This window comes from Streptomyces coffeae, from assembly GCF_016741875.1.
Classification (GTDB): Bacteria; Actinomycetota; Actinomycetes; order Streptomycetales; family Streptomycetaceae; genus Streptomyces; species Streptomyces coffeae.
This window is the reverse complement of the sequence record NZ_JAERRF010000014.1, coordinates 121,258-144,527: the sequence shown is the minus strand read 5'-3', so window position 1 is coordinate 144,527 and position 23,270 is coordinate 121,258. Positions and strand designations below refer to the sequence as shown.

Genomic DNA, 23,270 nt, shown 5'->3' with positions numbered 1-23,270 from the left:
TCAGCGGTTCAGCCCAGCAGTTCGCGCACCACCGGGGCGATGGCGCGGAAGGCCTTGCCGCGGTGGCTGATGGCGTTCTTCTCCTCGGGGGTGAGTTCGGCGCAGGTGCGGGTGTCGCCGTCGGGCTGGAGGATGGGGTCGTAGCCGAAACCACCGCCGCCGGTGGGCTCATGACGGAGTGTTCCGGTGAGACGGCCGGAGACGACGCGTTCGGTGCCGTCGGGGAGGGCGAGGGCGGCGGCGCATTCGAAGTGGGCGCCGCGGTGTTCGTCGGGGACGTCGGCGATCTGGGCGAGCAGGAGCTCGAGGTTGGCGCGGTCGTCGCCGTGGCGGCCGGACCAGCGGGCGGAGAAGATGCCGGGGGCGCCGCCGAGGACGTCCACGCACAGGCCGGAGTCGTCGGCGATGGCGGGGTGTCCGGTGGCGTCGGCCAGGGTGTGGGCCTTGAGGAGGGCGTTCTCCGCGAAGGTCACGCCGGTCTCCTTGACGTCGGGGAGCTCCGGATAGGCGTCGGCGCCCACGAGTTCGACGTCGAGCCCGGATTCGCCGAGGATCGAGCGCAGTTCGGTGATCTTGTAGGCGTTGCGGGTGGCGAGGATCAGACGGCGGGGGTGCGGGAGATGTCCCTCTGAACGTTGCTGCATAGCTCTCGATTATCGAGGGACGGTCAGGGGGTGCAGACCTTGGTCAGCTCGCCAGCCGCGTCCCGGACGGGGGTCAGATCGGGCTTCTTGCCGTTGTCGATGGACTTCTGGACGTTGTCCACGGCCGTCTGGAGGTTGTCGACGGCCTTGCTGACGTCCGCGTTGTCGGTGCGGTCGTCCAGCTTGTCGATGTCCTTGTCGAGGGCGTCGAGCACCTTGTCGGCCTGGGTGGGGTCGGCCGCGGCGCCGGTCACGGCGTCCTGGAGGTTGTCCACGTCGTTGGATATCTCGACGGCGAGCTGGGCGCAGTCGAACGCCTTCTCCACGGCGCTGCATCCGACGGCCAGGGGGACCGTGAGGGCGACGGCGGCGAGGGCGAGGGTGACGGGGGTACGGCGGCGGGGGTGGCGCGGAGCCATGGGACAGTTCCTCCCGGGAAGCGGTCCCGGGGCGCGCGGACGCGGCCCCGGGACCATGGACGGTCGATGTGCTACATGACTACACGCCGGAGGCGGCCCGGGAGTTGCCCGGCCGATGACTCGATCTCCGGCGCCGCGTCACTCAGTCCTCGGCGCCGAGCGCCGCGCGCTGCATCCCGGCCAGTGAGCCGCAGCCCGCGACGGCGAGGTCCAGCAGGGCGTTGAGCTCGTCGCGGGCGAAGGGTTCGCCCTCGGCGGTGCCCTGCACCTCGACGAAGCGGCCGTCGCCGGTACAGACGACGTTCATATCGGTCTCGGCGCGCACGTCCTCCTCGTACGCGAGGTCGAGCATCGGGACGCCGTCGATGATGCCGACGCTCACGGCGGCGACGGTGCCGGTGAGCGGCTGCCGGGACGCCTTGATCAGCTTCTTGGCGCGGGCCCACTCCACGGCGTCGGCGAGGGCCACATAGGCGCCGGTGATGGCGGCGGTGCGGGTGCCGCCGTCGGCTTGGAGGACATCGCAGTCCAGCACGATGGTGTTCTCGCCGAGCGCCTTGTAGTCGATGACGGCGCGCAGCGAGCGGCCGATGAGACGGGAGATCTCGTGGGTACGGCCGCCGATCTTGCCGCGGACCGACTCCCGGTCGCCGCGGGTGTTGGTGGCCCTCGGCAGCATCGCGTACTCCGCGGTGACCCAGCCCTCGCCGCTGCCCTTGCGCCAGCGCGGCACGCCTTCGGTGACGCTCGCGGTGCACAGCACTCGGGTGTCGCCGAAGGAGACGAGGACGGAGCCCTCGGCGTGCTTGCTCCATCCGCGTTCGATGCTGACGGGACGGAGCTGATCAGGGGTGCGGCCGTCGATACGAGACATGGGATGAGCCTATCGGGAACGCGGAGGGCCCCGGTCCGGGGCGGACCAGGGCCCTGACGCGTGGGAGCCGTGGCTCACGGGGTGGTCACATCATGTCCTCGATGTCGGCGGCGACGGGGTCGGCGTCGGTGCCGATGACGACCTGGATCGCACTGCCCATCTTCACCACGCCGTGGGCGCCCGCCGCCTTCAGGACGGCCTCGTCGACGAGGGAGGGGTCCTTGACCTCGGTGCGCAGCCGCGTGATGCAGCCCTCGACCTCGATGATGTTGTCGAGTCCGCCGAGCCCGGCGACGATCTTCTCAGCCTTGCTGGCCATGTCCACTCCTGTTGTCTCGGCCCTTCGGGATTCCGGGATTCCGGCGAGCGGTCCATCCACGTTACCCACGCCGGCCCACCTTCGCAGGGCCATGATTGTCCGCCCTCCCAAGTGGTCTACACCATTATGCGCGTTGACACCCCGGATGGCACCCTGACACCTCGGAGTCCGGTGGTTCAGACCACATGAAACGATGGATTCCTTTATCGGATCCTCACGTGCTACAACAGGTCTACACCACTCAGTGGTGTAGACCATATTGCGGGCCACCCCCTTCTTCGAGCGCCCGCCTCACCAGGAGGAATCCGATGAGTACGGCCACCGCCTCGGCGGCGCCCGCCCAGAAGCGGGGTGCCGGTCTGATCAAGGGTATGCAGAAGATCGGGCGCAGCCTCCAGCTGCCCGTCGCCGCACTGCCCGCCGCGGGCATCCTGAGCCGGCTCGGCCAGGACGATGTCTTCGGCAAGGACGGCCTCGGCTGGAACAAGCTGGCGGAGATCTTCGCCCACGCCGGCGGCGCGCTCTTCGACAACCTGGCCCTGCTCTTCTGTATCGGCGTGGCCATCGGCTTCGCGAAGAAGTCGGACGGCACCACGGCGTTCGCCGGTCTCGTCGGCTTCCTCGTCTACAAGAACGTACTGACCGGCTTCGTCAGCGATGTCACCGGAAAGCCGCAGGACCCGGGCGTGCTCGGCGGCATCGTGGTCGGTATCACCGCCGCGGTGCTGTGGGAGAAGTACCACCGCACCCGGCTCCCGGACTGGCTGGGCTTCTTCAGCGGACGCCGCTTCATCCCCATCCTGATGTCCTTCGCGGGCCTGCTCTACGGGGTGGCCTTCGGCTATCTCTGGGCCCCGATCGGCGATGGCCTCAACACCTTCTCCGAGTGGCTGTCGGACAACGGCGCGGCGGGCTCCGGGATCTTCGGTGTGGTCAACCGGCTGCTGATCCCCGTCGGCATGCATATGCTGCTCAACTCGTTCGCCTGGTTCCAGTTCGGTGACTTCTCCGCCGGTGGCCAGACCTACCACGGCGATATCGCGCGCTACTTCCACGATGACCCGTCGGCCGGAATGTTCATGACCGGCTTCTTCCCGATCATGATGTTCGCCCTGCCCGCCGCCGGTCTGGCCATCGCCCACTGCGCCCGCCCCGAGCGCCGCAAGGCCGTGATGGGCATGATGCTCTCGGTCTCGCTGACCGCCTTCGTGACCGGTGTCACCGAGCCGATCGAGTTCTCGTTCATGTTCATCGCGCCGGTGCTGTACGGCATCCACGCGGTGCTGACCGGTATCTCCATGGCGCTGACCTGGGCGCTGGGCATCCGCAGCGGCTTCACCTTCTCCGGCGGCCTCTTCGACTATCTGCTGGGGTGGTCGCACAGCGAGAAGGCCTGGATGATCATCCCGATCGGGCTGGCCTTCGCGGTCCTCTACTACGTGGTGTTCCGCTTCGTGATCACGAAGTTCAACATCCCGACCCCGGGACGGGAACCGGACGACACGGTGGACGACGCCGCCGCGGCGGCCGAGGCCGGAACGAAGCGCTAGGCGCTTCTCCTTCACCCCGCACAACGGCGATGCGCCGGACCGGAGGAATCCGGTCCGGCGCATCGCCGTCGTTCAATGTCTGTGGGCCTAGACCTCGTAGACCGCGCCCGCCTTCGCCAGCTCCACCGGGCCGCCGAAGACCGCTTGCGCGTCCCGCTGGTTGATCTGCGGATCCGTCCACGGCGGGATATGGGTCAGCACCAGGGAGCCCACCCCGGCCCGCCGGGCGTGCTCGCCCGCCTGGCGTCCGTTGAGGTGCAGCTCCGGGATGTCCTCCTTGCCGTGCGTGAAGGCCGCCTCGCACAGGAAGAGATCCGCGCCCCGGGCCAGCTCCACCAGGGCCTCACAGGGGCCGGTGTCGCCCGAGTAGACCAGCGCGCGGCCGCCGTGCTCGATCCGGAAGCCGAACGCCTCCACCGGGTGGCAGACCCGCTCGGTGCGCAGGGTGAACGGGCCGACCTCGAAGGTGCCCGGTGCCAGGGTGCGGAAGTCGAAGACCTCCCGCATGGCCTTCTCATCGGGGACGTCGTCGTACGCCTGCACCAGCCGCCGCTCGGTGTCCTCCGGTCCGTACACGGGGATCGCCTCGGCGCGGCCTCCGTCGTGGCGGTAGTAACGCGCCACGAAATATCCGCACATATCGATGCAGTGATCGGCGTGCAGATGGGAGAGAAGCACGGCGTCGAGGTCGTAGAGACCGCAGTGGCGCTGCAACTCGCCGAGGGCGCCATTGCCCATGTCGAGAAGCAGCCGGAAGCCGTCGGCCTCTACGAGGTAGCTCGAACAGGCCGATTCCGCGGACGGGAACGACCCTGAGCATCCGACGACGGTGAGCTTCATGGAGCAGGAACCTCCTTGGGGGGTCCCCATGCCGAAGGCCATGGGCGGGTGCGGGGGGTCATGCGGTGCCCCCGAGCGTAAGGCGCTAAAGCCCAGGTAGCTCCTCCACAGGCCCGCGTTGTGGGCGGAATCACCAGGACGGAGCCGAAGCCACCCGGGCCCTGCCGCCCCCGCGGGCCCCCTCCGCGGCCTCCGGGCGGTCCGCTCCGGGACCGCCCGCGCCGGCCGTCGCCGCTACGCCCAGAGCTGGCCGTGCAGCGTCTCGATCGCCTCCTCGGTGGTGGCCGCGGTGTAGACGCCGGTGGACAGGTACTTCCAGCCACCGTCGGCGACCACGAAGACCACATCGGCGCTCTCGCCCGCCTGTACCGCCTTACGGGCCACTCCGAGCGCGGCGTGCAGTGCGGCGCCGGTGGACACACCCGCGAAGATGCCCTCCTCGGCGAGGAGTTGACGGGTGCGGGTGACCGCGTCCTCGGAGCCGACGGAGAAGCGGGTGGTGAGGACGGTCTCGTCGTACAGCTCGGGGACGAAGCCCTCGTCCAGGTTGCGCAGCCCGTAGACCAGGTCGTCGTAGCGCGGCTCGGCGGCCACGATCTGGACGTCCGGCTTGTTCTCGCGCAGGAAGCGGCCGACGCCCATCAGCGTGCCGGTGGTGCCGAGCCCTGCCACGAAGTGGGTGATCGAGGGCAGGTCGGCCAGGATCTCCGGGCCGGTGGTGGCGTAGTGGGCGCCCGCGTTGTCCGGGTTCCCGTACTGGTAGAGCATCACCCAGTCGGGGTGCTCGGCGGCCAGCTCCTTGGCCACCCGGACGGCCGTGTTGGAGCCTCCGGCGGCGGGCGAGGGGATGATCTCCGCGCCCCACATGGCGAGCAGCTGGCGCCGCTCCTCGCTGGTGTTCTCCGGCATCACGCACACGATGCGGTAGCCCTTGAGCTTGGCCGCCATGGCGAGCGAGATACCGGTGTTGCCGGAGGTGGGCTCCAGGATGGTGCAGCCCGGCGTCAACCGGCCGTCCTTCTCGGCCTGTTCGATCATATGGAGCGCGGGGCGGTCCTTGATCGAGCCGGTCGGGTTGCGGTCCTCCAGCTTCGCCCAGATCCGTACCTCGGAGGAGGGCGAGAGCCGCGGCAGGCGGACGAGCGGCGTATTGCCGACCGCGGCCAGGGGACTGTCGTACCGCATCAGCGCATCCCGCCGGCGACCGCCGGGAGAATCGTCACGTTGTCGCCGTCCGCGAGCTTGGTGGAGATGCCGTCCAGGAAGCGGACGTCCTCGTCGTTCAGATAGACGTTGACGAAGCGGCGCAGCTCACCGCCGTCGATCAGGCGCTCCTGGATGCCGGTGTGCCGAGACTCGAGGTCGGCGAAGAGCTCGGCGAGGGTGGTCCCGCTGGCCTCGACCGCCTTCTGGCCGTCGGTGTAGGTGCGGAGGATGGTCGGGATGCGGACCTCGATGGCCATGTCAGGGGCTCCTGTCGGAGGGCGGGGTGGAAGGCGGGTCCCGGAGGGGCTCCGGGCGGGCGTGGCGGGTGTGCGCGAGGGCGCCGGGCAGGGCTGAGTACGGGTGCCGCGGGTCAGGCGGCCACGGCGCCGCGCGGACACATCGCGCTGGCGAGCCTGCACAGGTCGACGTGGAGCCGCGCCACGAGCAGCGTGCCCGGCGTCTTGTCGCTCACATCATCGAAAACCATGGACTCATCGTATCGATTCCCGTTCGGACCCCAGGAAGTATGTCCCGGGATACGGACGCGTAGGTTCCGGTATGCGGGATCGAACGGGCTCAGTACGCCTCGACGATCTCGACCTCCTCCTCGGTGACCTCGCCGTCCACGATCCGGAACGAGCGGAACTGGAACTCACCCGCGCCGTCCGCGTCGGCGGTGGAGACCAGCACATAGTGGGCGCCGGGCTCATTGGCGTAGGAGATGTCGGTACGGGAGGGGTACGCCTCGGTGGCGGTGTGCGAGTGGTAGATGACGACGGGCTCCTCGTCGCGGTCGTCCATCTCGCGGTAGAGCTTGAGCAGATCGCCCGAGTCGAACTCGTAGAACGTGGGTGAGCGGGCCGCGTTCAGCATCGGGATGAACCGCTCGGGTCGGCCGCTTCCGGCCGGTCCCGCGATCACGCCGCATGCCTCGTCGGGGTGGTCGGCGCGGGCGTGCGCGACGATCTGGTCGCGGAGGGCCTGGGTGATGGTCAGCATGGCCACAGAATAAGAAAGCCGTCCGGCGGGGTGTACGGGGCCTCGGCTCCCGGCGTCGCGGACGCACGGGAACGGGCCCCGGACCGGTGTCCGGGGCCCGTCCGCGGCATGCGCCCGGGGCGCCGCCGCCGTGCCGTCACTTGCGGGCGAACTCCTTCTCGCCCTCGTCGGCCTGCACGGCCCGGGGGAGGTCGGAGACGTGGCCGAGGCGCTTGAGGACCATCCAGCCGATCGCCAGGCAGACCGCCCAGCCCGCACCCACATACAGCGAGATCCGGGCGTCCTTGTCGTACGCGATCATCCCGGTCACCAGGAACAGGAAGATCAGCGCGACCCAGCTGAAGGCGGAGCCGCCGGGGGCCGGGAAGGACGAGGCCGGAAGCCGGCCCTGGGTGACCGCGCGGCGGTACTTGATGTGGCTGACAAGGATCATCATCCACGCCCAGATACCGGCGGCGGTGGCGACCGAGGTGACGTAGGTGAACGCCTTCTCCGGGACGATGTAGTTGAGGATCACGCCGATGCCCATGAGGGCGACGGAGACGGTGATGCCCACGGCCGGGGTCTTACGGGAGTTGAGCTTGCCGAAGACCCCGGGGGCCTCGTTGTTGGAGGCGAGGTCGCGCAGCATCCGGCCGGTGGAGTACATACCGGAGTTGCAGGAGGACAGGGCCGCGGTGAGCACGACGAAGTTGACGATGCCCGCCGCGAAGGGGATGCCGATCTTCGAGAACGCGTGCACGAAGGGGCTCTCGCCCGCGGAGAACTCGGTCCACTTGACGACGGCCAGCAGGACCAGCAGCGAACCGACGTAGAAGATCAGGATGCGCCAGGGCAGCGTGTTGATCGCCTTGGGCAGGGTCTTCTCCGGGTCCTCGGACTCACCGGCGGTGACGCCGACCAGCTCGACGGCCAGGTAGGCGAACATGACGCCCTGGAGGGTCATCAGGCTGTCGCCGATGCCGTTCGGGAAGACGCCGTGGTGGGACCAGAGGTTGGAGGCGGCGGCGGTGTCACCGGCGTCGGAGAAGCCCAGGGTGAGCACACCGAGACCGATGACGATCATGCCGATGATCGCGGTGACCTTGACCATCGAGAACCAGAACTCGACTTCACCGAAGAGCTTCACCGAGATCAGGTTGACCCCGAAGAGCACCACCAGGAAGACCAGGGCGCTGACCCACTGCGGGATCGAGGGGAACCAGAAGTGGATATAGATGGCCGCGGCGGTGAGCTCGGCCATGCCGGTCACCACCCACATCAGCCAGTACGTCCATCCGGTGACATAACCGAAGAACGGACCGAGGAACTCACGGGCGTACTCCGCGAAGGAACCCGAGACCGGCCGGTAGAGGAGCAGCTCGCCGAGCGCTCGCATGATGAAGAAGATGATCACGCCTGCGAGGGCGTACATCAGGATGATGCTGGGTCCTGCCTTGGCGATGTTCGCACCGGCACCCATGAACAGGCCGACACCGATGGCACCACCGATGGCGATCATCTGGACCTGGCGGCTGCCAAGGCCGCGCTCATAGCCCTCTTCAGGAGCCTCTGAGGTCATGTTGCTGCGCCTTTCGATCTGTGGCGGCTGGCGATCGTGAAGATTTACCACGGTCACAGCACTGATCGACTCAGGCGTTTGTGGGGCAGGACACAGGAAGAAGCGGACAAATCGTTAACCGGCGTAACAAAGTAACCGCCCGCGGTGATGCGATCGTTATCCGGACTTGAGCATCCTCTAAACGAACACTCAACGACTACGGCATGAGCGTCTCCACGAGAGTCTCCTGGAGACCCCCCAGCCAGAAGTAGGCCATCACCATGGGCTTCCGGGGGTCGGAGTCCGGCAGCTGGAGCAGCTCGCCGCCGTCGTCCTCCTCGGTCACCTCCAACCGGGTGCCGATGGCCAGCCGCAGATCGTTGAGGGCGCCGAGCCACTGCCGGGCCTTCGCCGGCTCCAGCTCCAGGACGGCCGGGACCCGGGTGACCTCCGCGGAGGTCAGCGCGTCCAGGTCGCGCACCATCGCCAGGGCGTCATCACGCTTGCGCGCCCGCAGGTCGTTCTCGGTGTAGCGGCGGAACTCGGCAGAGGCGGCCCGCGCCTCCTTCTCCTTCTCGGCGCCCAGTTCCTCGTCCGGGGCCACATAGGCATCCGGGAACAGCCGGGCCAGCGCCGGGTCGGCGGGCGGCTTGCTGGGCCCCTCGGCGAACAGCGCGTCCAGCGGATCGGTCGCGCCCTCCGGCTGGCCACCGGGGCCGATCAGCTCGGCGAGCTGTACGGCCAGGCTGCGCAGAATGGAGATCTCGACCTCGTCGAGGGCGAGCGCGGCACCGCCGTTGGGCAGCGGTTCGAATCGTCCCGACATCAGCGCTCCTGCTGAAGGGTCGCCCACAGGCCGTAGCCGTGCATCGCCTGCACGTCGCGTTCCATCTCCTCACGGCTGCCGCTCGAGACGATCGCGCGGCCCTTGTGGTGGACATCGAGCATCAGTCGGTGCGCCTTGTCCTTGGGGTAGCCGAAGTAGCTCTGAAAGACGTATGTCACATAGCTCATGAGGTTGACGGGGTCGTTGTGCACCACCGTCACCCAGGGAACGTCAGGCTCCGGCACCATCGACGGCGCTTCACTGGACTCGGGACGTTCGATCTCCACTGGGACACTCACACCCCCAATGCTGCCACCCGGTACGGGCCGTCGCGCAAACCGGCACCCAGATCTCGTCACTCTGACGAGAATGCGGTAGCATCAGATCCATGGACACTGCGGACTTGGGACTGCCGGTGGACGTGCCGTCGACCGCCCTCTTCACCGACCGGTACGAACTCACCATGCTCCAGGCCGCGCTGCGGTCCGGCACCGCCGACCGCCGCGTGGTCTTCGAGGTCTTCACCCGCCGGCTGCCCGAGGGCCGTCGGTACGGAGTCGTCGGGGGCACCGGCCGCGTCCTGGACGCCGTCGAGAACTTCCGCTTCGACACCGGGATGCTCGACTTCCTCGCGCACCACCGGATCGTGGACGCACCCACCCTCGCCTGGCTCGCCGACTACCGCTTCTCCGGGGACATCTGGGGCTACCCCGAGGGCGAGGTCTACTTCCCCGGTTCACCGGTGATGCGGGTGGAGGGCAGCTTCGCCGAGGCGGTGCTGCTGGAGACGGTCATCCTCTCCATCCTCAACCACGACTCCGCGGTGGCCGCCGCCGCGTCCCGGATGTCGGTGGCCGCGGGCGACCGCCCGCTGATCGAGATGGGCGCGCGCCGCACCCATGAACTGGCCGCCGTGGCCGCCTCGCGCGCCGCCTATGTCGGCGGCTTCGCCAGCACCTCCGACCTCGCGGCCGGATTCCGCTACAACATCCCCACCGTGGGCACCAGCGCCCACGCCTTCACCCTGCTGCACGACACCGAGCGCGACGCCTTCACCGCCCAGGTCGATTCACTCGGCAGCGCAACCACTCTGCTGGTGGACACCTTCGACGTCGCCGAGGCGGTGCGCAGCGCGGTGGAGGTCGCCGGTACGGAGCTGGGCGCGGTGCGCATCGACTCCGGCGATCTGCTGCTGCTCGCCCACCGGGTCCGCCAGCAGCTGGACGACCTGGGCGCGAAGCGTACGAAGATCGTGGTCACCAGCGATCTCGACGAGTACGCCATCGCCTCGCTGGCCGCGGCCCCGGTGGACGCGTACGGGGTCGGCACCCAGCTGGTCACCGGCAGCGGCCACCCCACCTGCTCGATGGTCTACAAGCTGGTCGCGCGGGCGAATTCGGACGCACCCGGGGCGCCGCTGCTGCCGGTGGCCAAGAAGTCCATGGGCGCCAAGAGCTCGGTCGGCGGCCGCAAGTGGGCGGCGCGGCGGCTGGACGCGGACGGGGTGGCCGAGGCCGAGGTGATCGGCGGCGGTGAGGTCCCGGCGGAGCTGGCCGGGCGGGAGCTGCTGGTGGAGCTGGTGCGCGGCGGCGAGATCGTCGGGCGGGAGCCGCTGGACGCGGCGCGCGACCGGCACCGGGTGGCACGGGCAGGGCTGCCGCTGTCGGCGACCCAGCTCTCGCGCGGTGAGCCGGTGATCCCCACCGAATACCCGCGGAACTGAAGGAGGCGAGCGAGGACCATGCCCACTGTCGTATCAGGCGCCGAGTGTCTACCCTCGGTGACAGCCACTACCACATCATCCGCTTCGGGACGAGGGGTTTCCCGGTCCTGTCCGTTTCTCGTCGGAAGGCGTGTGTCATGCACCGGGCACTGATTGTGGCCGACGTCCAGAACGACTTCTGCGAGGGAGGCAGCCTCGCCGTGAAGGGCGGGGCCGAGGTCGCCGCCGCCATCACGGATCTGATCGGGGAGGCGACGCCCGGTTACCGCCATGTGGTGGCCACCCGTGATCACCACATCGAGCCCGGTGATCACTTCTCCGCCAACCCGGACTACGTGGACAGCTGGCCGCCGCACTGTGTCGCGGGCACCGAGGGCATCGGGTTCCACCCGAATTTCGCGCCCGCCGTCGCCTCCGGGGCGATCGACGCGGTCTTCGACAAGGGTCAGTACACCGCGGCGTACAGCGGCTTCGAGGGCAGCGACGAGCACGGCACCCCGCTGGCGCGCTGGCTGCGCGAGCGCGGGGTGACCGAGGTGGACATCGTCGGCATCGCCACCGACCACTGTGTGCGGGCCACGGCGCTGGACGCGCGCCGCGAGGGGTTCACCACCCACGTCCTGCTGGATCTGACCGCCGGGGTCGCCGAGAAGACGACCGGGCAGGCCCTGGAGGAGATGCGGGCCGCGGGTGTGGAGCTGACCGGCACCCCGGTCGTCTGACGCCCCGAGGGCGCGCCTGAAAGGGCCCCCTCAGCCGCGCCGCGGCTCAAAGGGGCCCCTGGGGCCCTAAGGCGTACGCGCCGCCGGGGGCCTGAGCAGGGCGGCGATGGGGTGCCAGAGCTCCCCTCCGCTGTCCGGCGCGGTGCGCCAGACCAGCCCGTCCGGATGGTGCAGGACCGCCGTCACCTCATCGGGTGTCGGCGGTGCGCTGTTGCCGCGCAGATAGACGGCGCGGAGCCCGAGATTGCGCAGCCTGGTCAGGGCGCGCTGACGGTTGGCGGCGTGCACCAGGACGCGGACGCCGCCGTCGCCCAGCGGGCGCGGCAGTGTGATCGCGACCACCACACTGCCGCCGGGCAGCTTGGTGAATCCTCCATCGGCCATTGCGGTTCATGTCCCCCGTGAGACGTCGTGTCAATAAGAAGGTCGTAGGGGCATCTAAACGCGTACGGCCGCCGCCCGCTAGGGGGCGGCGGCCGCTACCGCTCTGACCTGCTAAGACGCAGATTTTGTTGATTTATGAAGCTGACGGTCCGACGCGTACGGTCATCGTCGAGCCACCCGGGAGCTCCTTGAGGATCTTGATCCGGGTGTTGGTGTCAGCAACCTGCACACCACCGGTGGGGTTGCTCTCATCCCAGTACGTCCCCTTGTGGTCATCGAAGACCGGGATGCCCGCCTTGCGCTTCACCTTGGCGGCCTTCCCGTCCTTGTGGACGGTGTAGCCATCGCTCGGGTACCAGCTGAAGGGCGAGTCGTACGCCTGGAACCGGTTGCGCATGAGCGAGCCGTCCGCCCACTTCTCGGCGGTCGGGTGCGCGTCGATCGGCAGGATCAGACCCTTGCCCGGGTGGGCGCTGACGTTGTTGTCCGGCTGCGAGGTGTCCCACTTCCAGATCAGCAGACCGTTCTGGTAGGGGAAGTGCTCGACCCAGCTGGGCCGGGTGGAGGACCAACCGAAGTTGTACGGACCGGTCTTGAGGGTCTTGTCGTACGACACGTACTGGCGGTTCTCGGCGAGGTAGTACTGCGGGTAGTCCTTGGTGAAGGAGCCGCCGATGCGCGAGAAGCCCTTGGCCGTCCAGCCGTTGTCGTCACCCTCGGCGTTGTCCGAGAAGACCTGGGAGCCGTCCGCGGTCAGCGTGATGGCGTCGGCCGCGAAGCCCTTCTGCGCCACTCCGCCGTCGGTCTGGTAGCGGAAGCGCAGGTCGATCTTCTTGCCCGCGTAGGCGTCCAGCGGGAAGGAGAGCTTCTTGTAGGCGCCCGAGGTGCCGGTCAGGGCCGGCTGGTCGGCGGCGTCCCGCGGGATGGCCTTGCCGTCCGCGGTGCCGTCCACCGGCGTCCAGTTGGCGCCGCCGTCCGTGGAGACCTCGGCGTAGAGGTAGTCGTAGTTCTCCTCGATGTCCCACCAGCCCTGGAGGTCCAGGGTGGCCTTGGACTTGCCGGTGAGGTCCACCGACCGGGTCAGGGTGTTCTTCAGGTCGTCACCCATCCCGCTCCACCACTGCTTGGCGCCCTCGGCGGGCTTGACCACTTCGGTGGTGACCGGCTTGTCGGGGAGCTCGACGACCAGCGCCTGCTTGTTCTTGGTGTTGTACTCGGCGACACCCAGGGTGTGCGTCGACTTCTTCCCGGCCTTGGCGGTGGCGTGGTTCAGCCAGCCCAGCTTGAGCTTGTCCCAGGCGTTCATGTCGCCGGGGAGGTCACCGATGGAGTCCTTGCCGGTGCCCAGCCAGGAACCGGAGGACATCAGCGACCAGAAGGCCACGGACGACTCGCCCTTGCCGCTGGTGTCGTACTCGTCCGGCAGACCGAGGTCATGGCCGTACTCATGGGCGAAGACCCCGAGGCCGCCGTTCTCCGGCTGCATCGTGTAGTCGCCGACCCAGATGCCGGTGTCGCCGATCTGCGTACCGCCCGACTTGTTCTCCCCGGGGCCGGTGCGGCCCTTGTCGGGGCCGTACGCGTACCAGCGGTGCGCCCAGATCGCGTTCTCGCCCTGGGCGCCGCCGCCCGCGGACTCGTCCTCACCGGCGTGGACGATCTGGAAGTGGTCGATGTAGCCGTCGGGCTCGTTGAAGTTGCCGTCGCTGTCGAAGTCGTAGCGGTCCCACTGGTCGTACTTGGCCAGGTCCGCCTTGATCTGCGCGTCGGTACGGCCCGCCGCCTTCTGGTCCTTCGCCCACTGGTTGACCCCGTCGCGGACGAGGTCCCAGGCGTTGGAGCAGTTGGTGTCACCGCAGTAGTTGGAGCCGTAGCGGGCCTCGTTCCAGTCGACCTTGACCCAGTCGGAGACCTCGCCGTCGACCGAGTACCGGCCGGAGGACTGCCGCTCGTAGTACTTCTTCAGGGACTGCTTCTTCTTGTCCTTGGAGAAGTACAGGTCCTGGAAGTGCCGGCGGTTGTAGTCCTTCTGCCAGGCGGTGCTGTTGTCGTCCTTGCGGTCCGGCTCGGCGATGGTGTTGTGGGCCGGGCCCGGGTCACCGCCGTACTTCTTCACCGGGGGCTTGGGGCCGTCGCCGTCCGGGTCGACCATCGTGGTGTTGTCGACCTTGTCGCCGAACTCGGCCAGGATGGTGAAGATCTTGTCCGTCTTCTCCCGGGCCAGCTCGACATACTTCCCCTTGCCGAGCTTCACCACCTGTGACCCACCGCGCTTGGTGGCCTTGGCGTCCCCGGAGATGACCTGACGCAGGGCCTCCTCGCGCTGCGCTTCCTGCGTCTTGCTGTAGGGGCCGGCCAGATCGTGCTTCACATCCGTCTTCGCGGGCGCCGGGTCATGGCGTTCCACTCGCGTAGACGGTGCGTCTGCCTGTGCCATACCGGTGGACAGGGCCGCAGCGCCGAGCGCGGCCACCACCGTGGCTATGGCAGCCGATCTGGCCGCCCTCCGTTGTCTGTTCACTTGTTGATTCCTCCCCTTTACGCCGGTGCGGACATTTGACCGGAGTGGCAGGAGAAAAGACAGACCTTGACTTGGACTGGTGTGACAAGTACGTTCACCGGTTTGTGGGTTACCGGTTACCGGACGCCAACGGGCGCGTCCATCTCGCCAGTTGGACGGTGCGATGATTCCGTGCGCCCCTCATGCAACGGCACCGTGGGTGAGGTCACGCTTACCGGCGTTCCCCCTCGGGCATCCAGCACCGTAGAGTCATTTTGACGGTGCACTTCAGCCTGACTCCTGCCAGACGCATAACCCCCCGCATACCGATGCCTTGAGGACGGATCCCGCCATGCCGCGTCCGACTCCTGCACAGCTCGCCTACGGTTCGGCCACCGTCGTATGCACGACCTTCGCCCTGTTGCTGCTGTCCCAGGCCAGGTCAGCGCTGTGGGTCGGGGTCATCGCCGTGGCCGGTCTTCTGCTCGGGCTCCTGGTGGCCGTCACCGGGCCGTTCGCCCGTGCGACCCGTGCGCCCCATGCGCCCCGGGGCTCCCGTACGGTCCGGACGAACCGGCCACGGACGGGCACTCCGGCGCATGCCTCCGCCGAGACGGCGGGCGTCGGCGAGCACTCGTTCCACGGCTGACACCGCTGTCGTTCAGGCCGTCACCACAACGGTCCGCGCCGCCTTGTCGTGGAGCGCGCGCCGGTACGGCTTGTCCCACAGCAGTGAGACCGAGTTGACGACCCAGAACACCGTGCCGACCAGCACCGGCACCAGCATCCCCGGCAGTGCGTACACCGCGGCCCGCACCCAGCCCTGCCGCCCCGGGATGTCCCCGTCGGAGAGCATCGCGACCCGGATCCGCAGCGCCATCTTGCCGAGTGTCTGACCGGTACGGGACAGCATCAGCCCTTCGTAGCCGAAATAGACCGCCATGGTGATCACCAGCGCCAGTGTCACCTTGCCCATGTCCTGCTTGCCCGGGTGGTCCAGCGTGTACTGGAGCGCACCGGTGGCGGTCAGTGCCACCGTCCACATGGCGCCGAGGACCACGGTGTCGATGAGCCGGGCGGCGAAGCGCTGACCGGGCGTCGCCAGCGGCGGCATCCCGGCGAGCTGGGGGGTCTGCGGTGGCGTCAGCGGATCGGGGCTCATGGCCCGATTACATCAGCAGCCCTTGACGGGCCGGTAGCTCAGGGTCGGCGGAACGTCCGCAGGCACGGCCTCGGGACACGGCGTCACGGCATGGCGTCAGGGCACGGCGGACACCACAACCGTCTTGGCCCCCTTGTCGTGCAGACACTGCCGGTACGGCCGGTCCCAGGTGCACCACAAGACATTGACCAGCCAGAAAAGAAAACCGCAGCAGGGCACGATCTCCGGAAGGGCGTAGATCCCGGCGCGCACCCAGCCGGGCTGACCGGCCGGCGTCTGGCCGTTCTCCAGCATCGCGACCCGGATCTTCATCGCCTTTTTTCCCACTGTCTGGCCGTAGCGGGTGAGCATCAATCCTTCGTAGATGAAGTACACCAGCACGTACACGATGGTGACGGTGGACGACCGGGCGCTTCCGTCGATCGGGTCATAACCGCCCAGGATCGCGGCCATGACCAGACCCACCGGAATGCCGATGAGCAGCGCGTCGATGATCCGGGCGATCAGACGGCGGCCCAGATGCGCCAGCGGGGGCATGCCCGCGAGCGGATCGCCTTCGTCGCGGTGGTCGCCGTACGGGGTGCCGTTGGTGCCGCCGGTGCTCCCGGTACCGCCGGTGCCCTCGGCACCGCCGGTCGGCGGGTGTTTGGCGAACGGATCGCTGCCCCGGTCCCGGGGCTCATCGGCCCCGGGGGGCGGCTGGTCGGTGCTCATGGCCCGAGTCGAACCCGGAGCCGGGGCCGCCGCATCCGGCATGCCCCGTTCGGGCGACCCGGATGGTCCATCCGCCTCAGCCGGACGCCGCCACGAAGGTGCGCGCCGCCTTGTCGTGCCAGCACTGCCGCCACGGGCGGTCGAACAGGCACCAGATCACGTTGAGCACACCGATCACCAGCAGCCCCAGCACCGAGTAGACCAGCCAGCGGCGCAGCGCGGCGCCGAACGACGGCTTGTCGTGCCCCTCGATGTCCAGGACCCGTACCCCGGCCAGCTTCTTGCCCAGGGTGCGTCCCCAGACGGCGGTGGGCAGCGCTTCCAGGACAATGCCGAGCACCAGCAGCAGACCGAGCACCATGCCGAGATAGCCGCCGGTGGTGCCGTCCAGCAGATAGACGGTGACGGTCTCGCCGGTCTGCTTCGCCGTCTCCACCTTCTCGTCGATGTGGTCGCTCGCCTTGCTCCACAGGGGCAGCGCGGCGGCGCCGACGATGCCGAGCAGGACGACGGTGTCGATCAGCCGGGCGATGAGACGGCGGCCGAGCGCGACGGGCCGCCCCTGGCTCTGGGCGGCTTGGAGGAAGGGGTTGTCGACGGGCGGCTTCCAGGGGATGACGCCCTCGGGCGCGCCGCCCTGGTGACCGGCCTGCTGCCCGTGCTGCTGGGCGAGTTGGTGCACCTGCTGCTGCCAGGCCGGTGCGCCCGGTGCGCCGCCCTGCGGGGGCACACCGCCGTAGGACTGCTGCGGCTGTTGTGGCTGCTGCGGCTGGGCCGGGGGTGTTGTACCGGCACCCTGGCCCGGTCCACCGCGGCCAACCGCGCGGAACGCCATAGTGCCCTGGTCCTGTCCCTGCCCCTGTCCCTGCCCCTGGCTCTGGCCGGTCGCGGGGGCGTCCTTGCCGCCCTGCGGACGGGGGGCGCGGATCGACAGCGTGCCGTCGCCGGAAGCGGGCGCCGGTTCCCCGCCGTCCGCCGGGGGCAGTTCCGGGTTCCGCCGGACCGGCGGCAGCGCCTGGGTGGAACGGTCCTTCGGCGGCCGGGTCCCGCCCCCACGCATCGTCAGCGTGGAATGGTCCGGGCCGCCCGGCTGGTCGCCACCACCGGCCGGGTCCTCCGCCGGGCGCCGCGGATCGGGCACCCCGGGCAGCGGCCCGGCCGGGGCGCCGCCCGGCCCGTCGTGCTCCGAACCCCAGGAGACCCGGTGGTCCTGCTCACCGCCGAACCCGCCCTGCCGCGCGGCGTCGGCCTGCCAGGCCGTGGCGGGCTCGGGCCGGGAGCCGTGCAGCCGCCGCGGATCGTCCCAGTCCACCGGGCCCGCGGTCCCACCGGGCGGCACCGGTTGGGCCCCCGCCCCACCCGCGTCACCCGCGCCGGTGTCCCGGACGTCCATCTCACCGCGCGGACGCAGCTCGGGCAGCGCCCCGCCGGTCTCCTCCGCGGAGCCCGGCGCCGGGTCCTCGTCCAGGAACATCGGACCGGTCTCGTCCCCCGCCGGGGCGATCACCTGGGTATGGGTGACGCCGGGCGGCGGCGCGGGCATGGACTCGCCCTCGGCCGGTGCGGGCCTGCTGGTGCCCGGCACCCAGGCCGCGCCGTTCCAGTAACGGATGTAGCCGGGGATGGACGGATCCGGATAAAAGCCAGGAATGGAGCTACCGTCCGCGGATCCCGAGGTAGAGGCGCTCATGATCTCCGATATCCCGTATCTGCTCTGCCGTGCTGTCCTGCGCTGCGCCTGTGTGGTGCCTCGCGGGTGGGGGGCCTAAGCAGTCTGCCGTACAAGAGCCGCGGTGCAACCCGGAGCGCGCGGGTCAAGGTCTATCAGACGGACCGGCGTCATGTGCCCGTCACGCCTCGGCACCACCCTCCCGTGCGAGCCATCGAGCCGTCCGCGGTCGTACGAAGGACCGGGCATCCGCCCGGGGCGAACCGCCGCCTCCCGCGGGGCCGGTGTGAATCGGGCCACGATGGGGGCCTGGCCGGCCGGGGAGTTGAACACCACAGGGTGGGGTGGCGTACCTCGTTTCGGTCGGCCGTTACCGTTACGTGATACCGCGTCGGACGGCGGACCGCACCATCCGGCATGGAACCCGAGCCCGCCCCCGGGCCGATCGCCTCAGGAGGGCGGCGCGGGACGTGCCGACGACGGAAAGGCAACAGATGGACTACTGCGCCTCGTGCCGCAGGACTCTCAACGGGGTCGTGACCTGCCCGGAGTGCGGTGCGTACGACCCGCTGGCCGGACCGGCCGACCCCAAGGCGCTGAGCTCGCAAGCCATCGCCGAGCAGGTCTTCGGGGCCGACCGCAGAGCGGAGGCTTCCGCGTCCGACGCCGTCGCCCCGCTGACCGCTCAGCTCGGTGCCGTGACGCTCACGGAGCCGGACCGCTCACGGCGGCGGCGCACCCCCGGAGGGAACCGGCGGCGGCGCAGGGCGGTGGCCGTGGCGGCCCTCGCGGTGGTCGGCGGACTGGCCGCCGGTTCGCTGCTGTTGACCCAGCGGTCGCAGAGTCCGTCGCACGCGGTCGCGGAGCGGGCCAGCGAACCGCCCCTGAAGCCCGGGGCCGATCCGTCGGAGTCCACCCCCGGCAACGCGGCGTCGTCCGCGACACGTGAGCCGGACCGGGCCAGCCGTCAGTCGCGGCCCACGTTCACCGCTCCCCCGCGTACGGCGGCCCCGCCCCGGCCGTCGCCCAGCACCAGCGAACCGGAGCCCGAGAAGACCAGCGCGTCGCCGTCGGCCACCCGCAAGCCGCCCAAGGAGACCCCGAGTCGGCGGCCCAGCCACACGCCCAAGCCTCCCAAGCCCTCGTCGACCAGCCGCCCTGGGCCCACGGCGTCGGGGACGGCCACGCCCACACCGTCCGGCTCCGCGTCGTCCCCGGACCGCGACCGGTGACCGGACGCGCGGTGGTCAGAAGAGCTTGCCCGGGTTCAACAGGCCCAGCGGGTCGAAGACGTCCTTGATGCCGCGCTGCAACTCCACGCCCACCGGGCCGAGTTCACGGGCCAGCCACTCCCGTTTGAGCACCCCGACACCGTGCTCACCGGTGATCGTGCCGCCCAGTTCCAGACCGAGCGCCATGATCTCGTCGAACGACTCCCGGGCCCGCCGGGACTCGTCCGGGTCGGAGGCGTCGAAGCAGACGGTGGGATGGGTGTTGCCGTCACCGGCGTGGGCGACCACACCGATGGTGAGCCGGTACTTCTCGGCGATGGCGGCGGTGCCGTCGATCATCTCGGCCAGCCGGGAGCGCGGTACGCAGACGTCGTCGATCATGGTGACGCCCTTGACCGCCTCCAGGGCGGTCAGGGTCATCCGGCGGGCCTGGAGCAGCAGATCGGACTCCGCGGCGTCCTCGGCCGGAACCACCTCGGTGGCGCCCGCCGCCGTGCACAGCTCGCCGACGGCGGCGAGGTCGGCGGCCGGGTCGGGGGTGTCGAAGGCGGCCAGCAGCAGCGCCTCGGTCGTCTCCGGGAGCCCCATGCTGCCCATCGCGTTGACCGCGCGGACGCTCGTACGGTCCATCAGCTCCAGCAACGCGGGGGTGTGTCCACGCTCCATGATCCGGCAGACGGCGTCGCACGCGGTGGCCGTGGACGGGAACTCGGCTGCCAGCACCAGCTGTTCGGGCGGACTGGGCTTGAGCGCGAGCACCGCCCGTACGACGATGCCGAGGCTGCCCTCGGAGCCGACGAACAGCCGGGTGAGGTCATAGCCCGCGACGCCCTTGGCGGTACGGCGGCCGGTGCGCATCAGCCGCCCGTCCGCCAGCACCACATCCAGGCCCAGTACGTATTCGGCGGTGACCCCGTACTTCACACAGCACAGTCCGCCGGAAGCGGTGCCGATGTTGCCGCCGATGGTGCACTGCTCCCAGCTGGAGGGGTCCGGTGGGTAGTACAGCCCCTTCTCCATCACCGCGCGGGACAGCGTCGCGTTGACCACGCCCGGTTCCACGACCGCGATCCGGTCGACCGGGTTGATCTCCAGGATGCGGTCCATCTTGACCAGGGACAGCACGATGCAGCCGTCGGAGGCGTTGGCCGCGCCGGACAGGCCGGTGCGCGCGCCCTGGGGGACGACCGGGACGCGCAGCGCGGTGGCGGTACGGCAGACGTGCCGCACCTGCTCGACGGTGCGAGGGAGGACGACCACGGCGGGCGCCCCCGCCTCGCAGAAGCCGGCCATGTCGTGTGCGTACGACCCGGTGACATCGGGGTCGGTCAGCACCGCCTCCTCCGGGAGGCCCTCCCGCAGCAGCTCGATGAGGTCGGTCATGCGTCCAGCGTCGCACCCGGCCGCCCGCCAGGGAAGATCGCCGCGGTGGACGGACGACGGCCCCGGGCGGTGGGGGGTCGCCCGGGGCCGTCAGGGGGAGATGCAGGAAAGATCAGAGGTTTCCGCGCTTCTCCTGCTCCCGCTCGATCGCCTCGAACAGGGCCTTGAAGTTGCCCTTGCCGAAGCCCATCGAGCCATGGCGCTCGATCATCTCGAAGAAGACGGTCGGCCGGTCCTGGACCGGCTTGGTGAAGATCTGGAGCAGATAGCCGTCCTCGTCACGGTCGGCGAGGATCTTCAGCTCGCGCAGCGTCTCGATCGGCACCCGGGTGTCGCCGACCCAGTCGCCGAGGGTGTCGTAGTACGAGTCGGGGGTCTCCAGGAACTGCACCCCGGCGGCCCGCATGGTCCGGACGGTGGCCACGATGTCGTTGGTGGCGAGCGCGATGTGCTGGACGCCGGGGCCGCCGTAGAACTCGAGGTACTCGTCGATCTGCGACTTCTTCTTCGCGACCGCGGGCTCGTTCAGCGGGAACTTCACCTTGCGGGTGCCGTCGGCGACGACCTTCGACATCAGGGCGGAGTACTCGGTGGCGATGTCGTCGCCCACGAACTCCTTCATGTTGGTGAAGCCCATGACGTTGTTGTAGAAGGCCACCCACTCGTCCATGCGGCCGAGTTCCACATTGCCCACGCAATGGTCGATGGCCTGGAAGGTGCGCTTCGCGGGCGGGGCGACGATGGGGGCGGCGGCCACATAACCGGGCAGATAGGGGCCGTCGTAGCCGCTGCGCTCCACCAGGGTGTGGCGGGTGTTGCCGTAGGTGCGGATGGCGGCGAGCACCACGGTGCCGTGCTCGTCCTTGACGTCGTGCGGCTCCTCGATGCCGGTGGCGCCGTGCTCGACGGCGTAGGCGTACGCGGCGTGTACGTCCGGCACCTCGATGGCCAGGTCGATGACCCCGTCGCCGTGCTCGGCGACATGCTCGGCCAGGAAGCGGCCCCAGTCGGTGCTGGGCTTGATGACGGAGGTGAACACAAAGCGGGCGCCGCCCGAGACGAGGACGTAACTGGCGGTCTCCCGGCTGCCGTTCTCCGGTCCGGAGTAGGCCACGAGCTTCATGCCGAAGGCGGTGGCGTAGTAGTGGGCCGCCTGCTTGGCATTGCCGACCGCGAAGACCACCGCGTCCATCCCCTTCACCGGGAAGGGGTCGGCCTGCCGCGCGGTGGACGGGGTGGGATTCAGGATCTCAGTCATACAGAAAGCGTCTCCCCGTGATTCAGGGTGCGCAATAGTTCGCGAAAATGCTGAGCACTCTGTATAGCCACACGCGCAACGGAGGCGGCATTCTGCACACAGTGACCACCATCACAGGGCTGGTCATCACGTGACGGGAGGTGCCCATGGGAATCGACGCGCTCGACGCCCGGCTGATCGAGCTGCTCGCGCACGAGCCGCGGATCGGCGTACTGGAGGCGTCCCGCCGCCTCGGGGTGGCGCGCGGTACGGCGCAGGCGCGGCTGGACCGGCTGCGGGCGCAGGGGGTGATCCGCGGGTTCGGTCCGGAGGTGGATCCGGCGGCGCTGGGCTATCCGGTGACCGCGTTCGCCACGCTGGAGATCAAGCAGGGCCAGGGGGCGGACGTACGGACGCATCTGGCGGGCGTCCCGGAGGTGCTGGAGCTGCACACCACCACCGGCCACGGCGACATGCTGTGCCGTCTGGTCGCCCGCTCGAACGCCGATCTCCAGCGGGTGATCGACCTGGTCGTGGGGTTCGAGGGGATCGTCCGGGCCTCGACGGCGATCGTGATGGAGAACCCGGTGCCGCTGCGGATCATCCCGCTGGTGCAGCAGGCGGCGCTGGACTGATCCGGGGGCAATGAGCGGATCCAAAGATTCCGTTGCAAAGAAGTCCTTGCAACGGAACCTTTGCATGCTTACCCTCCGGGCATGGCAGAGAACAAGAAGCCGTTGCCCGACGACGTACGGGAGCTCGACCCGCGCTCCCTGCGCGGGCTGGCGCATCCGCTGCGGATGCGCCTGCTCGGCGCGCTGCGCGAGTACGGACCGGCGACCGCGTCCCAACTCGCCGAGCGGCTGGGCGAGTCCAGCGGTGCCACCAGCTACCACCTGCGGCAGCTCGCCGCACACGGCTTCGTCAAGGACGACCCGGAGCGCGGCAAGGGCCGGGAGCGGTGGTGGAAGGCGGCGCAGCGGGGCACCCGGCTGGGCACGGACGAACTGCTGCGCCACTCCGACCCCTCCGTGCGCGGGGCGATGAATACCCTGCTCCACGAGGTGGCCACCACCCACACCCAGGATCTGTCCACCTGGCTCGGCACCCTGCACACCTGGTCCGACGAGTGGCAACTCTCCTGGGACATCAGTGACTTCACCCTGCGGCTGACGCCCGAACTCGCCCAGGAGTTGCGCGACCGGGTGCACGAAGTGATCGAGAGCTACCGCGAGAAGGAGGTGGACCAGGACACCGAGAACTCGGCCCGGTTCCGGGTCCATCTGCATGCCTTCCCGCGCGATGAGCACTGACCGAATCCAGGGAA

At 69.4% G+C, this 23,270-nt stretch carries 26 protein-coding genes; 7 read left to right on the top strand and 19 right to left on the bottom strand.

Going from position 1 to position 23,270, the window contains the following annotated elements; all coding sequences use genetic code 11:
- Positions 1 to 8: 8 nt before the first annotated feature.
- From rdgB to JK363_RS23755, 4 genes are all read right to left on the bottom strand, one after another.
- The gene (gene rdgB / locus JK363_RS23770; RefSeq protein WP_201877105.1) at positions 9 to 644 is read right to left on the bottom strand and encodes an RdgB/HAM1 family non-canonical purine NTP pyrophosphatase; all 636 of its coding nucleotides are present in this window, start codon (positions 642 to 644) and stop codon (positions 9 to 11) included.
- 23 nt (positions 645 to 667) lie between these two features.
- Positions 668 to 1,063, bottom strand: a complete 396-nt coding sequence (locus JK363_RS23765) for a hypothetical protein (protein WP_201877103.1) — start codon at positions 1,061 to 1,063, stop codon at positions 668 to 670.
- Between the two features lie 142 nt (positions 1,064 to 1,205).
- Positions 1,206 to 1,937 (bottom strand): ribonuclease PH, encoded by a 732-nt coding sequence (gene rph, locus JK363_RS23760; RefSeq protein ID WP_201877101.1) that lies wholly within the window; start codon positions 1,935 to 1,937, stop codon positions 1,206 to 1,208.
- 85 nt (positions 1,938 to 2,022) lie between these two features.
- Entirely contained in the window at positions 2,023 to 2,349 is a 327-nt protein-coding gene (locus JK363_RS23755) for a PTS sugar transporter subunit IIB (RefSeq protein ID WP_268981080.1), read from the bottom strand.
- 215 nt (positions 2,350 to 2,564) lie between these two features.
- Here JK363_RS23755 and JK363_RS23750 point away from each other — a divergent pair, with 215 nt between their 5' ends.
- Positions 2,565 to 3,806, top strand: coding sequence for a PTS transporter subunit EIIC (locus JK363_RS23750; protein ID WP_201877100.1), 1,242 nt, complete (start codon positions 2,565 to 2,567; stop codon positions 3,804 to 3,806).
- Between the two features lie 87 nt (positions 3,807 to 3,893).
- Here the strand turns inward: JK363_RS23750 and JK363_RS23745 are convergent, their stop codons facing one another.
- The 8 genes from JK363_RS23745 to clpS form a co-directional block, all read right to left on the bottom strand.
- On the bottom strand, positions 3,894 to 4,646 hold the full coding sequence (locus tag JK363_RS23745) for an MBL fold metallo-hydrolase (RefSeq protein ID WP_201877099.1): 753 nt from the start codon (positions 4,644 to 4,646) through the stop codon (positions 3,894 to 3,896).
- A gap of 234 nt (positions 4,647 to 4,880) precedes the next feature.
- Entirely contained in the window at positions 4,881 to 5,831 is a 951-nt protein-coding gene (locus JK363_RS23740; protein ID WP_201877098.1) for a PLP-dependent cysteine synthase family protein, read from the bottom strand.
- Entirely contained in the window at positions 5,831 to 6,109 is a 279-nt protein-coding gene (locus JK363_RS23735) for a MoaD/ThiS family protein (RefSeq protein WP_201877097.1), read from the bottom strand. The genes JK363_RS23740 and JK363_RS23735 overlap by 1 nt, the downstream gene beginning before the upstream one ends.
- Before the next feature lie 113 nt (positions 6,110 to 6,222).
- Positions 6,223 to 6,339, bottom strand: coding sequence for a putative leader peptide (locus JK363_RS44730; protein ID WP_372444831.1), 117 nt, complete (start codon positions 6,337 to 6,339; stop codon positions 6,223 to 6,225).
- A gap of 89 nt (positions 6,340 to 6,428) precedes the next feature.
- Entirely contained in the window at positions 6,429 to 6,851 is a 423-nt protein-coding gene (locus JK363_RS23730; protein WP_201877096.1) for a M67 family metallopeptidase, read from the bottom strand.
- Positions 6,852 to 6,987: 136 nt separating this feature from the next.
- Positions 6,988 to 8,412, bottom strand: a complete 1,425-nt coding sequence (locus tag JK363_RS23725; RefSeq protein WP_201877094.1) for an amino acid permease — start codon at positions 8,410 to 8,412, stop codon at positions 6,988 to 6,990.
- Between the two features lie 196 nt (positions 8,413 to 8,608).
- Positions 8,609 to 9,217 carry a DUF2017 domain-containing protein gene (locus tag JK363_RS23720; protein ID WP_201877093.1) on the bottom strand — a complete coding sequence of 203 codons (609 nt, stop codon included), beginning with the start codon at positions 9,215 to 9,217 and terminating at the stop codon, positions 8,609 to 8,611.
- The gene (clpS, locus tag JK363_RS23715) at positions 9,217 to 9,516 is read right to left on the bottom strand and encodes an ATP-dependent Clp protease adapter ClpS (RefSeq protein WP_201877092.1); all 300 of its coding nucleotides are present in this window, start codon (positions 9,514 to 9,516) and stop codon (positions 9,217 to 9,219) included. Before clpS ends, JK363_RS23720 begins: the two co-directional genes overlap by 1 nt.
- Positions 9,517 to 9,605: 89 nt before the next feature.
- Here clpS and JK363_RS23710 point away from each other — a divergent pair, with 89 nt between their 5' ends.
- Together JK363_RS23710 and JK363_RS23705 are read left to right on the top strand one after the other, a co-directional pair.
- A complete protein-coding gene (locus JK363_RS23710) occupies positions 9,606 to 10,940 on the top strand; it encodes a nicotinate phosphoribosyltransferase (protein WP_201877091.1) in 1,335 nt (444 codons plus the stop codon).
- Positions 10,941 to 11,077: 137 nt separating this feature from the next.
- Complete coding sequence (locus JK363_RS23705; RefSeq protein WP_201877090.1) at positions 11,078 to 11,662, top strand: nicotinamidase; 585 nt, start codon at positions 11,078 to 11,080, stop codon at positions 11,660 to 11,662.
- 66 nt (positions 11,663 to 11,728) lie between these two features.
- Here JK363_RS23705 and JK363_RS23700 read toward each other — a convergent pair whose 3' ends face one another.
- Positions 11,729 to 12,046 carry a hypothetical protein gene (locus JK363_RS23700; protein WP_201877089.1) on the bottom strand — a complete coding sequence of 106 codons (318 nt, stop codon included), beginning with the start codon at positions 12,044 to 12,046 and terminating at the stop codon, positions 11,729 to 11,731.
- A 133-nt stretch (positions 12,047 to 12,179) separates the two neighbouring features.
- Positions 12,180 to 14,567, bottom strand: a complete 2,388-nt coding sequence (locus tag JK363_RS23695; protein ID WP_201877087.1) for an immune inhibitor A domain-containing protein — start codon at positions 14,565 to 14,567, stop codon at positions 12,180 to 12,182.
- 331 nt (positions 14,568 to 14,898) lie between these two features.
- Here JK363_RS23695 and JK363_RS23690 point away from each other — a divergent pair, with 331 nt between their 5' ends.
- Positions 14,899 to 15,195, top strand: coding sequence for a hypothetical protein (locus tag JK363_RS23690; RefSeq protein ID WP_201877085.1), 297 nt, complete (start codon positions 14,899 to 14,901; stop codon positions 15,193 to 15,195).
- A gap of 12 nt (positions 15,196 to 15,207) precedes the next feature.
- Here JK363_RS23690 and JK363_RS23685 read toward each other — a convergent pair whose 3' ends face one another.
- The 3 genes from JK363_RS23685 to JK363_RS23675 form a co-directional block, all read right to left on the bottom strand.
- Positions 15,208 to 15,708 (bottom strand): RDD family protein, encoded by a 501-nt coding sequence (locus tag JK363_RS23685; protein WP_201877083.1) that lies wholly within the window; start codon positions 15,706 to 15,708, stop codon positions 15,208 to 15,210.
- Positions 15,709 to 15,804: 96 nt separating this feature from the next.
- Positions 15,805 to 16,422, bottom strand: coding sequence for an RDD family protein (locus tag JK363_RS23680; RefSeq protein WP_201877081.1), 618 nt, complete (start codon positions 16,420 to 16,422; stop codon positions 15,805 to 15,807).
- A 76-nt stretch (positions 16,423 to 16,498) separates the two neighbouring features.
- Positions 16,499 to 18,112 carry an RDD family protein gene (locus tag JK363_RS23675; RefSeq protein WP_201877079.1) on the bottom strand — a complete coding sequence of 538 codons (1,614 nt, stop codon included), beginning with the start codon at positions 18,110 to 18,112 and terminating at the stop codon, positions 16,499 to 16,501.
- 449 nt (positions 18,113 to 18,561) lie between these two features.
- Between JK363_RS23675 and JK363_RS23670 the strand changes: the two genes are divergently transcribed.
- Positions 18,562 to 19,323 carry an SCO2400 family protein gene (locus JK363_RS23670; protein ID WP_201877077.1) on the top strand — a complete coding sequence of 254 codons (762 nt, stop codon included), beginning with the start codon at positions 18,562 to 18,564 and terminating at the stop codon, positions 19,321 to 19,323.
- Positions 19,324 to 19,338: 15 nt separating this feature from the next.
- Here JK363_RS23670 and JK363_RS23665 read toward each other — a convergent pair whose 3' ends face one another.
- On the bottom strand, positions 19,339 to 20,706 hold the full coding sequence (locus tag JK363_RS23665; protein WP_201877075.1) for an FAD-binding oxidoreductase: 1,368 nt from the start codon (positions 20,704 to 20,706) through the stop codon (positions 19,339 to 19,341).
- 112 nt (positions 20,707 to 20,818) lie between these two features.
- The gene (gene hppD / locus JK363_RS23660; RefSeq protein WP_201877073.1) at positions 20,819 to 21,964 is read right to left on the bottom strand and encodes a 4-hydroxyphenylpyruvate dioxygenase; all 1,146 of its coding nucleotides are present in this window, start codon (positions 21,962 to 21,964) and stop codon (positions 20,819 to 20,821) included.
- A 146-nt stretch (positions 21,965 to 22,110) separates the two neighbouring features.
- Between hppD and JK363_RS23655 the strand changes: the two genes are divergently transcribed.
- Complete coding sequence (locus JK363_RS23655; RefSeq protein WP_201877072.1) at positions 22,111 to 22,578, top strand: Lrp/AsnC family transcriptional regulator; 468 nt, start codon at positions 22,111 to 22,113, stop codon at positions 22,576 to 22,578.
- Between the two features lie 81 nt (positions 22,579 to 22,659).
- Entirely contained in the window at positions 22,660 to 23,256 is a 597-nt protein-coding gene (locus JK363_RS23650; protein WP_201877070.1) for an ArsR/SmtB family transcription factor, read from the top strand.
- The last annotated feature ends 14 nt before the right edge of the window (positions 23,257 to 23,270 follow it).

Bases quoted from the DNA above. Each gene is read 5' to 3' on its own strand.
- rdgB (WP_201877105.1), bottom strand. From the start codon at position 644: ATGCAGCAACGTTCAGAGGGACATCTCCCGCACCCCCGCCGTCTGATC.
- JK363_RS23765 (WP_201877103.1), bottom strand. From the start codon at position 1,063: ATGGCTCCGCGCCACCCCCGCCGCCGTACCCCCGTCACCCTCGCCCTC.
- rph (WP_201877101.1), bottom strand. From the start codon at position 1,937: ATGTCTCGTATCGACGGCCGCACCCCTGATCAGCTCCGTCCCGTCAGC.
- JK363_RS23755 (WP_268981080.1), bottom strand. From the start codon at position 2,349: ATGGCCCTGCGAAGGTGGGCCGGCGTGGGTAACGTGGATGGACCGCTC.
- JK363_RS23750 (WP_201877100.1), top strand. From the start codon at position 2,565: ATGAGTACGGCCACCGCCTCGGCGGCGCCCGCCCAGAAGCGGGGTGCC.
- JK363_RS23745 (WP_201877099.1), bottom strand. From the start codon at position 4,646: ATGAAGCTCACCGTCGTCGGATGCTCAGGGTCGTTCCCGTCCGCGGAA.
- JK363_RS23740 (WP_201877098.1), bottom strand. From the start codon at position 5,831: ATGCGGTACGACAGTCCCCTGGCCGCGGTCGGCAATACGCCGCTCGTC.
- JK363_RS23735 (WP_201877097.1), bottom strand. From the start codon at position 6,109: ATGGCCATCGAGGTCCGCATCCCGACCATCCTCCGCACCTACACCGAC.
- JK363_RS44730 (WP_372444831.1), bottom strand. From the start codon at position 6,339: ATGGTTTTCGATGATGTGAGCGACAAGACGCCGGGCACGCTGCTCGTG.
- JK363_RS23730 (WP_201877096.1), bottom strand. From the start codon at position 6,851: ATGCTGACCATCACCCAGGCCCTCCGCGACCAGATCGTCGCGCACGCC.
- JK363_RS23725 (WP_201877094.1), bottom strand. From the start codon at position 8,412: ATGACCTCAGAGGCTCCTGAAGAGGGCTATGAGCGCGGCCTTGGCAGC.
- JK363_RS23720 (WP_201877093.1), bottom strand. From the start codon at position 9,217: ATGTCGGGACGATTCGAACCGCTGCCCAACGGCGGTGCCGCGCTCGCC.
- JK363_RS23710 (WP_201877091.1), top strand. From the start codon at position 9,606: ATGGACACTGCGGACTTGGGACTGCCGGTGGACGTGCCGTCGACCGCC.
- JK363_RS23705 (WP_201877090.1), top strand. From the start codon at position 11,078: ATGCACCGGGCACTGATTGTGGCCGACGTCCAGAACGACTTCTGCGAG.
- JK363_RS23700 (WP_201877089.1), bottom strand. From the start codon at position 12,046: ATGGCCGATGGAGGATTCACCAAGCTGCCCGGCGGCAGTGTGGTGGTC.
- JK363_RS23690 (WP_201877085.1), top strand. From the start codon at position 14,899: ATGCCGCGTCCGACTCCTGCACAGCTCGCCTACGGTTCGGCCACCGTC.
- JK363_RS23685 (WP_201877083.1), bottom strand. From the start codon at position 15,708: ATGAGCCCCGATCCGCTGACGCCACCGCAGACCCCCCAGCTCGCCGGG.
- JK363_RS23680 (WP_201877081.1), bottom strand. From the start codon at position 16,422: ATGAGCACCGACCAGCCGCCCCCCGGGGCCGATGAGCCCCGGGACCGG.
- JK363_RS23675 (WP_201877079.1), bottom strand. From the start codon at position 18,112: ATGAGCGCCTCTACCTCGGGATCCGCGGACGGTAGCTCCATTCCTGGC.
- JK363_RS23665 (WP_201877075.1), bottom strand. From the start codon at position 20,706: ATGACCGACCTCATCGAGCTGCTGCGGGAGGGCCTCCCGGAGGAGGCG.
- hppD (WP_201877073.1), bottom strand. From the start codon at position 21,964: ATGACTGAGATCCTGAATCCCACCCCGTCCACCGCGCGGCAGGCCGAC.
- JK363_RS23655 (WP_201877072.1), top strand. From the start codon at position 22,111: ATGGGAATCGACGCGCTCGACGCCCGGCTGATCGAGCTGCTCGCGCAC.
- JK363_RS23650 (WP_201877070.1), top strand. From the start codon at position 22,660: ATGGCAGAGAACAAGAAGCCGTTGCCCGACGACGTACGGGAGCTCGAC.